This window comes from Streptomyces sp. P5F9 (assembly GCF_057961495.1).
Genome location: NZ_JBXVPZ010000015.1, coordinates 46,506 through 56,888 on the forward strand (window position 1 = coordinate 46,506; position 10,383 = coordinate 56,888).

At 69.4% G+C, this 10,383-nt stretch carries 10 protein-coding genes; 4 read left to right on the forward strand and 6 right to left on the reverse strand.

Going from position 1 to position 10,383, the window contains the following annotated elements; all coding sequences use genetic code 11:
• Positions 1–56: 56 nt before the first annotated feature.
• The 4 genes from AC31A1_RS05035 to AC31A1_RS05050 all read left to right on the forward strand — a co-directional run bounded on the left by AC31A1_RS05035 (position 57) and on the right by AC31A1_RS05050 (position 2,657).
• Positions 57–956 (forward strand): alpha/beta fold hydrolase, encoded by a 900-nt coding sequence (locus AC31A1_RS05035; RefSeq protein WP_489652034.1) that lies wholly within the window; start codon positions 57–59, stop codon positions 954–956.
• 178 nt (positions 957–1,134) lie between these two features.
• A complete protein-coding gene (locus AC31A1_RS05040) occupies positions 1,135–1,470 on the forward strand; it encodes an FAD-dependent oxidoreductase (RefSeq protein ID WP_489652035.1) in 336 nt (111 codons plus the stop codon).
• A gap of 30 nt (positions 1,471–1,500) precedes the next feature.
• A complete protein-coding gene (locus tag AC31A1_RS05045) occupies positions 1,501–2,328 on the forward strand; it encodes an FAD-dependent monooxygenase (protein ID WP_489652036.1) in 828 nt (275 codons plus the stop codon).
• 32 nt (positions 2,329–2,360) lie between these two features.
• Entirely contained in the window at positions 2,361–2,657 is a 297-nt protein-coding gene (locus AC31A1_RS05050; protein WP_489652037.1) for a dioxygenase, read from the forward strand.
• Between the two features lie 389 nt (positions 2,658–3,046).
• On the opposite strand, the gene AC31A1_RS05055 is transcribed toward AC31A1_RS05050, so the two are convergent.
• From AC31A1_RS05055 to hpaB, 6 genes are all read right to left on the reverse strand, one after another.
• Positions 3,047–3,655: a TetR/AcrR family transcriptional regulator gene (locus AC31A1_RS05055; RefSeq protein WP_489652038.1), complete on the reverse strand. Its 609-nt coding sequence runs from the start codon at positions 3,653–3,655 to the stop codon at positions 3,047–3,049.
• A gap of 291 nt (positions 3,656–3,946) precedes the next feature.
• Positions 3,947–4,951 (reverse strand): 3,4-dihydroxyphenylacetate 2,3-dioxygenase, encoded by a 1,005-nt coding sequence (gene hpaD / locus AC31A1_RS05060; protein WP_489652039.1) that lies wholly within the window; start codon positions 4,949–4,951, stop codon positions 3,947–3,949.
• Positions 4,948–6,435, reverse strand: coding sequence for a 5-carboxymethyl-2-hydroxymuconate semialdehyde dehydrogenase (gene hpaE, locus AC31A1_RS05065; RefSeq protein ID WP_489652040.1), 1,488 nt, complete (start codon positions 6,433–6,435; stop codon positions 4,948–4,950). Before hpaE ends, hpaD begins: the two co-directional genes overlap by 4 nt.
• Positions 6,432–7,379, reverse strand: coding sequence for a 4-hydroxy-tetrahydrodipicolinate synthase (gene dapA, locus AC31A1_RS05070; protein ID WP_489652041.1), 948 nt, complete (start codon positions 7,377–7,379; stop codon positions 6,432–6,434). The genes hpaE and dapA overlap by 4 nt, the downstream gene beginning before the upstream one ends.
• Positions 7,376–8,833 (reverse strand): fumarylacetoacetate hydrolase family protein, encoded by a 1,458-nt coding sequence (locus AC31A1_RS05075; protein ID WP_489652042.1) that lies wholly within the window; start codon positions 8,831–8,833, stop codon positions 7,376–7,378. Before AC31A1_RS05075 ends, dapA begins: the two co-directional genes overlap by 4 nt.
• Positions 8,834–8,848: 15 nt before the next feature.
• Positions 8,849–10,300, reverse strand: coding sequence for a 4-hydroxyphenylacetate 3-monooxygenase, oxygenase component (gene hpaB / locus AC31A1_RS05080; RefSeq protein WP_489652043.1), 1,452 nt, complete (start codon positions 10,298–10,300; stop codon positions 8,849–8,851).
• Between the last annotated feature and the right edge of the window lie 83 nt (positions 10,301–10,383).

Here is a 10,383-nt window from a genome sequence, read left to right on the forward strand (position 1 = left end):
GTCCGTCAGTCTACACATCTTGTAACGATCGTTCAAAGATGGGTAGAGTCGTCGGCATGACAACCTTGAGTTCGCTGCGACTGCCCGACGGATTCCCTGACGTCTTCACCAGCCGGCTCGTGGAGGTGAACGGACTGCGGCTGCACGCGGTCACCGGCGGGGACGGCCCGGCGCTGCTGCTGATCGGCGGATGGCCCCAGACCTGGTACGCCTGGCGGGAGGTGATGCCCGCGCTGGCCCGTCGGCACACCGTCGTCGCCGTCGACTCGCGCGGCGCCGGGCTCTCCGACAAGCCCGACGACGGGTACGACGCCGGCACCCTGGCCGCCGATCTGGTCGCGCTGATGGCCGCGCTCGGACACGACCGCTTCGACGTGGCCGGCCACGACATCGGCACCTGGACCGGATACGCCCTCGCCGCCGATCACCCCGAGCGGGTGGGCCGGCTCGCCATCATCGAAGCACTGATCCCCGGTCTCACGCCGTCCCCGCCGTTCTTCGGCCCGGCCGCGGCCAACCTGAAGCTCTGGCAGTTCGGCTTCAACCGCCTCACCGACCTCAACGAGGAACTGGTCCGGGGACGGGAACGGCTCTTCTTCGGCTGGCAGTTCGCCACCAAGGCCGCCACGCCGACCGCGATCCCCGCGTACGCCGTCGACGTCTACGTCGACGCGATCACCGCGGATCCCCGCGCGCTGCGGGCGAGCTTCGCCTACTACCGGGCGCTGGACGAGACGATCGCGCAGAACGAGCAGCGCGGCAAGACCCGGCTGACGCTGCCGGTGCTCGCCGTCGGCGGCGCGCTGTGGAGCGGCGAGGGTGCCGCCCAGACGATGCGGCTGGCGGCCGACGACGTCACGGGGGTCGTCCTCGACGACTGCGGCCATTACCCGGCCGAGGAGCAGCCGGCGCGGTTCGCCGAGATCCTGGAGGACTTCCTCGCGGCCAGCCGGTAGCAACCACGCCACACGGCTGGACTTCGCGAACGGGGCACGGAGCTTCGCACAGGCAGCTACGTCGTCGAGCAGACCTTCGCCCTCCTCTACCAGTTCAACCGCCTCGCCCTCCCGGGCGATCCAGTGGTGCCGGCCGACAGCGTGATGTGCGTTCCCGACCGGCGCATGTGCCGGATCCATGCCCGCTCTTGTGCACGGCCCGCGGATCGCCATCATCGGGGGTGGCATCGGTAGTCTCGCCGCCGGCGCCTTCCTGCGCCGCGCGGGACTGACCTCCACCGTCTACGAGCAGGCGCCCGTACTCGCCGAGGTCGGCGCCGGGCTGGTCGTGGCTCCCAATGCCGCACGGCTGTTGCGTCGGCTCGACGTCATGGAGCGGTTTGTGCGCCGGGCCGTGCCGCTGGACTGGGGGTGGGAATTCCGTCGTTGGACGGACGGCAGCGTGCTGTCGGTGGCGAAGCTGAGCGGTGTGTGCGAGCGGCTCTACGGCGAGCGCACCTACGTCGTTCACTGAGGCGATCTGTTCGACACCCTCAGGACGGCCGTGCCCGGCGAGTGGATTCGTCTCGGCGCCCGGTGCACGGCCGTCGAACCGGGCCCGGGCGGCGCGCTGCTGCGCTTCGCCGACGGCAGCCGGGTCGAGGCAGACATCGTCATCGGCGCCGACGGCGTGCACTCCGTCGTCCGCGGCGCGGTGGCCGAACCCGCGCCGCTGGAATACTCCGGCATCTGCGCCTTCCGCACCATCGTGCCCGCCCACGCCGCGCCCGACTTCGCCCTCCACCCTACCCAGACCCTCTGGCTGGGGCCCGGACGGCACTTCGTGCACTACCCGATCGGCGACGGGAGTGCCGTCAACGTCGTGGCCTTCGCCCCTGCCGGCGATTTCACCGACGAGTCGTGGAGCACGACGGCCACGATCGAGGAGTTCCACGCCGAGTTCGCCGACTGGGACCCGCGGGTGACGGACGTGATCGCCGCCGGCAGTGTCCCCGGACGCCGGGCGCTGCTGGACCGGGCACCCCTACAGCACTGGAGCCGGGGCAGGATCACGCTGCTCGGTGACGCCGCGCACCCCATGTTCCCCTTCTTCGCCCAGGGCGCCGCCCAGTCAATCGAGGACGCCGCCGTACTGGCCCGCTGCCTGGCGGGTTCCACAGACGACCCCGAGCAGGCACTGAAGCGGTACGAGTCGGCACGCATCGAACGCACCACACGCCTTCAGCAGGTCAGTCGCGCCCGCAGAGACATCAACCACCTGCCCGACGGACCCAAGCAACAAGCTCGTGACGCGGCGCTTGCCGGGTCCGACCCCCTGGTGGGCAACGGCTGGATCTACGGCCACGACGCCGAGGAGGTGTCCGCCCCGTGAACACCCATGCCGACGACAGGAGGAACCTGAGCATGACCACCACCACTCCCGCCGTACCGGACCGGCAGCGTCAGGTCGAGGACGAGCTGGTCCAGACGGTACTCGCGTCCTTCCGTGACACCCCGGACTCCCGGCTCAAGGAACTGATGCAGGCCCTGGTGCGGCATCTGCACGCCTTCCTCCGCGAGGTCCGCCTCACCGAGACCGAATGGCAGCACTCCATCGACTTCCTCCCGCCCAACTGCCCGTGGCGGGCACCGTCTTCGCAGCCGACAAAATCGCCGACACCGACTCCGTCTGCCCCTGAAACGCTTACAACTACGGCCTGAACCACGACCACCCGGGAGCACAGGCGTGCTACGCGACACGCAGCTCACCCAATTCGCCCGCTGGGGCGTCGACTTCATCAAGGCCGATGACATGCAATCGCCCGCAGCAGCGACCCATCGAGCTGAGCCTCTCCCCTGGCACCGACGTGTCTCTCGCCCGCCTCGACCACTTGAGGGCTGGGCCGGCACCACCGTCGAGCACCGGGCGCGCTGCGCCGAGCAGGGCATCCACGCGGCGGGTCCCACGCGGATCGTCTTCGCCAAGGCCAACGATCACGCCACCGTGCTCGGCGTTGCGGGGCTCGTCCTCTCACAACCTCAGGCTCATCGCGTGACCCGAACGAGGCCGCCCGCAGAGCGGCCGGAGCAGACCGGGACGCCAGTCCGCGTCAGGGGGCGCGGGTCAGCAGCGGCATGGCAACTCCATCGACCAGATACTCGACGAACTCCGCATCCAGAGGCAGGCCGAGCAGAGCGTGGCGCATGAACAGGGCCGGCACACAGAGCTCGTCGATGAATCGCACGTCCTGCCCCAGGGCGAGTTCTCCACGCCGTTCTGCCCGCTCGCAGACAGCCCCGACGGGTGGTACAGCGGGGATCAGCAAGGGGCGCAGCAGCGCCGCGAGCTCAGCATCATTGCGCATGGTGACGAAAAGACCGCTGATCACGGCGCCTGGCTCGCCACTCATCCACTCGGCGAGCAACCGGAGGTAGGCCAGGAGGTCGCCGCGTAGCGTCCCGGTGTCCGGCACCTGCAGGTCTTCTGCCGGGCGGAGGCTGATGGCCGTGGTCACCAGTTCCGCCTTGGTGGGCCAGTGCCGGTACAGCGTGGCCTTGCTCGTCCTGGCACGGGTCGCCACTGCCTCGTAGTGCAGCCCCTGGTAACCGGACTCGGCGAGCACCTCGTAGACGGCTCGCAGGATGATCCGCTCACGGCCTGCCGAGAGCCTCTTGGCAGGGCGGGCGACCGCCGTGGTCGGTGCCGCCGGCTCGGACATGGCACCCCTTCGCTCTACAACGTGGACAATCTTGACGCGTGCGCGAACACTCGTCCCGCAACGGTCGAGTCGGGCAGTTGTCTCGACAAAGTCGAAGCCTTGGACTGCTCCTTGATCCTTTCCAGGATACGCGGCAATCGACGCAGCCACCGAACGGTTCCCAAGGTCGAGTCACCCATACTGACCAGGGAGGACGCCGGTTCTGGCGGCCAACAGTGCCGAATTCACCCGCTGCCCCCGCCGTGCTGAACGCTCCGGCGCCGCGCCCGGCACCGGAGCTGTTCCGCGCGGTCAGCCGAGTCCGTCGGCGCCGACCTGGACGGCGGACTCGTCCAGAAGTGAGCTGCTCACCGGCTGCTGCCGTCCGTCGAGGTCGAGAACCGGGGTCGCCTCCTTGTACCAGGACTCGATAACCGCGTTGCCCCAGAAGTCGCGGCGGCGGTCGTCGTTGACGTTCCACCGGTACGTCTCGTGGTCCGGGTCGCCGGTGTAGTAGTCGGAGGTGTAGATCTCCACCCGGTGGCCGTCGGGATCGCGCAGGTAGACGTAGAAGGCGTTGGAGACACCGTGCCGGCCGGGCCCGCGCTCGATGTGCTTCTCCTCGTGCAGCGCGCCGAAGATGTCGGCGGTGCGCAGCACCTGGTGGGACTCGTGGGTGGCGACGCCCAGGTGGTGCAGGCGGGGGCCGGCCCCGCCGGTGAAGGCGACGTCGTGGACGGTCTGCTTGCGATACATCCAGGCGGCGTACAGCTCGTGTTCGTCACCCTCGATGGTCTCCGAGCAGCCGAAACCGAGGGACTTGTAGTGGGCGTATGCGGCGGGGATGTCGGGGGTGCAGATGTTGAAGTGGTCGAGGCGGGCGATCTGGGCGCCGTGGTGGAGGTCGTACCGCTGGATGAGGCGCTCACCACGCTCGATCTCGTGGAAGAACTCGACCGGGAAGCCCAGCGGATCGACGACGCGTAGGGCCTCTCCGACTCCGACCGTGCCCTCGCCCTTCTTCAACCGCTTGACCGGGCGGCCGAGTTGGCGGAAGAACTTCTCCGCCTTGTCGACGTCCTCAGGGGTGCGGACACGGTAGGAGATGTGGTCGAGAGCGGCGACCTCACCCTTGCGCAGCACGAGCGAGTGATGGGTGAGCTCATCGGTCCCGCGCAGGTAGAGGGAGTCGGCATCCTCGTACTGGACGTGGAATCCGAGCATGTCCACCCAGAACCAGCGGGCCCTGGCCAGGTCGGTGACGGCGAGCTGGGCGTAGGCGGAGCGCACGACGTCCGGTGCGGCTGTTCCAGTCATCGGACGGCTCCGAATCGTGGGGTGTGGACGTCACCGAGGGCGACGTGGACGATCTTGGACTCGGTGTAGAAGTCGATGCTGTGGGCGCCGCCCTCCCGGCCGACGCCGGAAGCCTTCACACCACCGAAGGGGGTGCGCAGGTCACGGACGTTGTGCGAGTTGATCCAGACCATGCCGGACTCGACGGCGTGCGCGATGCGGTGGCCGCGCTTGAGGTCCGAGGTCCAGATGTACGCGGCCAGGCCGAACTGGGTGGCGTTGGCCAGCTCGATCGCCTCGACCTCGTCGTCGAAGGGCGCGACGGCCACGACGGGGCCGAAGATCTCCTCCTGGAAGATCCGGGCGTCACGGGACACGTCGGCGAACACGGTCGGCTGGAGGTAGTTGCCCTCGGTGAGGTGCTCCGGGCGGGCACCGCCCGCCACCAGCCGGGCCTCCTTCTTGCCGATCTCGACGTAGTTCAGGACGCGCTCGTAGTGCTCCGTGTGGACCAGCGCCCCCACCTCGGTGGCGGGGTCGGAGGGCAGGCCGACCCTGACCCGTTCGGCTCGCTCGGCGAGGCGGCGGGTGAACTCCTCGTACAGCGGGCGCTCGACGAGCACCCGGGAACCCGCCGTGCAGCGCTCCCCGTTGAGCGAGAACACACCGAAGACCACGGAGTCCAGGGCCGCCTCGATGTCGGCGTCGGCGAAGACGACGACCGGGGACTTGCCGCCCAGCTCCATCGACGTGGTCTTAAGGTGCTCGGCCGAGGAACGGATGATGTGGCGGCCCGTGTCGGTCGAGCCCGTGAAGGAGATCAGCGGCACGTCGGGGTGGTCGACGAGGGCCTGCCCTGCCTCCTCGCCGATGCCGTGGACGATGTTCACGACTCCGGACGGCACGCCCGCCTCGGCGAAGATCTCCGGCCAGAGCGAAGCCGACAGGGGTGTCCATTCGGCGGGCTTGAGGATGAGCGTGCAGCCGGAGGCGAGGGCCGGCGCGAGCTTCCAGCTCTCCAGCATGAACGGGGTGTTCCACGGGGTGATCAGGCCGGCGACCCCGACCGCGGTGCGGACCACGTAGCTGAACTGCTCACCGCCCTGCCGGAAGGCCTCCTCGCCGAGCGCGACGATGACGTCGGCGAAGTAGCGGAAGTTCTCCGCGGCGCGCCGCGCCTGGCCCTTGGCCTGGGTGATCGGCAGGCCCGAGTCGTACGACTCGAACCGGGCGAGGCGGTCGTGGCGGGCCTCGACGGCGTCGGCGATGCGGTACAGGACGCGAGCGCGTTCGCGGTTGGAGATGGACGACCAGCCGGGGAAGGCGGCCCGCGCTGCCTCGACGGCACGCTGGACGTCGTCCTGCGCACCCCGTGCGGCCTGTGTGTAGGAGGTGTTGGACACCGGGTCGGTGACGTCGAAGGTGCGGCCGTCGGTCGCGTCGACGAGTTCGCCACCGATCCAGTGCCGGATGGTCGAGGGCAGGCCTTCGGGGGCGGTGCTCACTTGTCGGCTCCGTTCTGCTGCGTTGCGAGCTGCTGTGTCAGGTCCCCGCCCTCGGCGAGGAGGGTGCGGATGCGGGCCAGGCCGGGGGCGGTGGGCGTGATGAGCGGCGGCCGTACGTGAGGCGAGGCGATCCGTCCCTGCTGGGCGAGGACCCACTTCGCCGGGGCCGGGTTGGTCTCCACGAAGAGCAGGTCCACCAGCGGGTGCAGGCGGTAGTGCAGGTCCCGTGCGCCGTCGAAGTCCCCCGACTCCCACAGCTCGTACATCCTTGCCACGGCGGTCGGCGCCAGGTTGGCCACGGCGCTGACGAAGCCGGCGCCGCCCAGGGCGAGTAGCGGCAAGCAGAGGAGTTCGATGCCGGACCACACCAGCAGCGAGCGGCCGCAGGCGTGCAGTACGCGGGAGAAGTGTTCGAAGTCCTTGGTGGTCTCCTTGACTCCGACGAAGTTGTCGAAGTCGGTGAACAGCCGCTTCACGGTGTCGGGGGCGATGTCGACCGCGGTGCGGGAGGGCACGTTGTACGCGACGATCGGCAGGTCCGGGAACTCCCGGGCCACCGTGGCGTACCACTGGTACAGCGCCTCCTGGGTGGGGCGCGCGTAGTAGGGGGTGATCACCAGGGCCGCGTCCGCTCCCAGGTCCTGGGCGGCGGCAGTCAGCTCCAAGGTCTCGTTCAGCTTGTGCGAGCCGGTTCCGGGCAGGAAGGGCACCCGGTCGCCGGTCTCCTCGACGGCCGTACGCATGGCGGCGATCCGCTCGGCGACGGTCTGTGCGCTGGGCTCGCCGGTGGAGCCGCCGAGCGAGATACCGTGCGAACCGGACTCCAGCTGGAAGCGGATCAGGGAGCGCAGGCTGTCGTGGTCGACGGTGCCCTCGTCGGTGAACGGGGTGACGACCGGGGCGATGGATCCGCGGATGGTGGCGGGATCACTGCGGAACTTCATGCGGTCTCTCCTTGCGACTCTTGCGAAGGGGCGTGGCTGCGGCGCCACTGCTCGAACGGTTCGCGCCAGTCGGGACCGAGGGGATACAGCCCGTCGACGCTGTGCCCAGCACGCACCTGCTCGGTGATGAAGCGCTCTCGCAGCTCCTGCTCCCGGCAGTCGGCGATCAGCTCCTCGGCCAGTTCGGGTGGCACGACCACGACACCGTCCGCGTCACCGACGATCAGGTCGCCCGGCTGCACCAGCGCGCCGCCGCACGCGATGGGCACGCCCGAGTCCCACGGGACGTGGCGGCGGCCCAGGACGGAGGGGTGCTCCCCGCCGTGGTAGACGGGCAGGCCGAGTTCGGTGACCGCGGCGCTGTCGCGCAGGCCGCCGTCGGTGACGACGCCGGCCGCCCCACGCGTCTGGGCACGCAGCGCGAGGATGTCGCCGAGGGTCCCGGCGGAGGTGTCGCGGCGCGCGTCCATGACGAGCACGTGGCCCGGCCGCAGCTCCTCGATCGCCCGCTTCTGGGCGTTCATGGCGTTGCCGTACTTCTTGAACAGGTCCTCGCGCAGCGGCAGATAGCGCAGGGTGTGCGCGACGCCGACCATGGTCCGGTCCGGCAGCGTAGGGCGGACGCCGTCGATGGACATGTGCGGCAGGCCGCGGGCACGGAGCTGTGCGCTGAGGGTGGCGACGGCGACCGAGCGCAGCCCCTCCTCGAACCGCTTGTCCAGCAGGGGCGCGGGTGTGTACGCCGTCCCGTACGCGGCCTCCCGCTCTGCCGGATCGGCCTTGGGCATCGCCCCGTACGGCTCCAGCGCGGGCCCGGCGACGACGGGATTGCGGAGGCGGCCGGTGGACAGCCCGTTTCCGGTCACCTCGACCTCGACCACGTCACCGGGGGCGACCACGGAGGCCCCGGCCGGCGTGCCGGTGAGGATGACGTCCCCCGGCTCCAGGGTGACCTGCCTCGACAGGTCCGCGATCAGCTCGCCGAACGGGAACAGCAGCGTGTCCGTGGTGTCGTCCTGGACCAGTTCGCCGTTGACCCAGGTCCGCAACCGCAGGGCGGCCGGGTCGAGTTGGCGTGCGTCCAGCAGTCGCGGCCCGATCGGCGTGAAGCCGTCTCCGCCCTTGAAGCGGAGGTTGGAGCCGCGATCGGCGTAGCGCAGGTCGTACACACCCGCGTCGTTGGCAGCGGTCACCCATCGCACGTACTGCCAGCCGTCCTCGGGCCCCACCCGCTGCGCGCGCGAGCCGATGACGAGAGCGATCTCGCCTTCGAAGCCGAGGAGTTCGCATCCCTCGGGACGGACGAGAGCCTCCTCGGTGCCCGCCAATGACGAGGGTGGCTTGAGGAAGTACGACGGATGGGCGGGGATCCGGCCGCGCTCCTTGGCGCGGCTGGGGTAGTTGAGATGCAGAGCGATGATTTTCGACGGGGTATTTCCGAGCGGGTGCGTCATGTCGTCCGTCCGTGATCAGGCGCGGTCGAGGAAGGCCTGGATCCTGGCCTTGTACGGCTCGCGGTCGTAGCTCTTCACGTACGCGCCGGCCATCCGGACCGGGTCGCCGAAGAAGTAGTACTCGTACAGCGCCTGGCGGCTGGAGAACGCCGAGATGCAGGTGTCCCACACCAGGCGGAAGAGCTTGACGCGCTCGGGGCCGGACAGGGTGGCCGACTGCAGGTACGCCTCGATGTCGGCGGCAGCGGGGCCCTGGATGTCGAGTTCGGTCGGAGTGGCCATCAGGCCGGAGGCGCCGAGCTTGCGCAGGATCTGCGGGAAGCGCTGGTAGAGCTTGGGGTAGAGGTTGCGGGCGGCGTTCAACGGGGCGAAAGCCGGGGTGAGGACCCCGTACTCGTTGATCTCCGCGTCCGCCTCGGCGGCGCGCAGGAAGGCCCGCAGCATCTCCAGCGTGGTGATGATCTCGGCGACGTCCTCCTGGACGTGCTGGAACTGCTCGATGCCGATGGCCTCGGTCAGCAACGACACCAGGCCGAGGACGTACTCGGTCTTGGCGGTGGTGCGGGTGACGACCTGGTGGGTCATGTGCACCACCGACGCCGTCTGCGAGTAGAAGCCGTTGCACAACTCGGCGTCACCGAGGGCGAAGCAGCGCTCGTACGGCACGTGCACGTCGTCGAAGACGACGACGCAGTCCGACTCCTCGAAGCGGGAGGCGAGGGGGTGATCGTGCCGGGGGCGGTCGTAGTCCAGCGGCTCGCGGGCGATGTAGCGCAGGCCGGGGATGTCGTTCGGGATGGCGAAGGCGTAGGAGTACGGCTTGTCCTCGGGGGTGCCGCGCAGCACGGTCGAGGGGAACACCAGCATCTCGTCGGCGAACGGGGCGATCGTGGCGAGCATGCGCGCACCGCTGATGACGACGCCGTTGTCGTCCTCCCTCACGATCCGCGCGGCCAGCTTGCCGCCGGCCTGCTGGGTACCGGCCACGGACCGGTTGACCTGCGGCGGGATCAGCGTGTGCGTGCACAGCAGATCCTCTTCGCGGACCTTCTCGTAGTAGCGGCGGATGTTCTCGCCGAAGGCCGGGTTCGCCTGGGCGAACCAGTCGGCGGCCGACGCGAGCGCCATCAGGGAGCTGTTCATGTAGTCGCCGGTGCGGCCGAGCATGCCGTTGCTGTGGTCGGCCCACACCTTGAACGCCTTGCGGCGCTTGACCAGGTCGTCCTGAGTCTGCGGGGTGAGGAAGGACGTGCCGACCGGCTCGCCGGACGTAGGTGAGGTGTAGGTGAGGACGTCCTTGTGCTCGTCCGAGTGCTGGAGGTCGAACAGTTCGGCGTAGGTCTGGACGACGTTGCGGAAGGCGGGGTGGTCCTGGATGGCGCCGGTGACGGTCTCGCCCTGGATGTGGACGGTCGGGCGGGAGGCGGCGAGGCGCTCCAGGTATTCCTTGCCAGTGCGTGCGGCCATGGTGGTTCCTTAAGAATGTTGGGCGGTCCGGGAGGACCGGGTGTGGCTGATGATGGTTTGCCGTTGATGGCTCCAGGAGAATG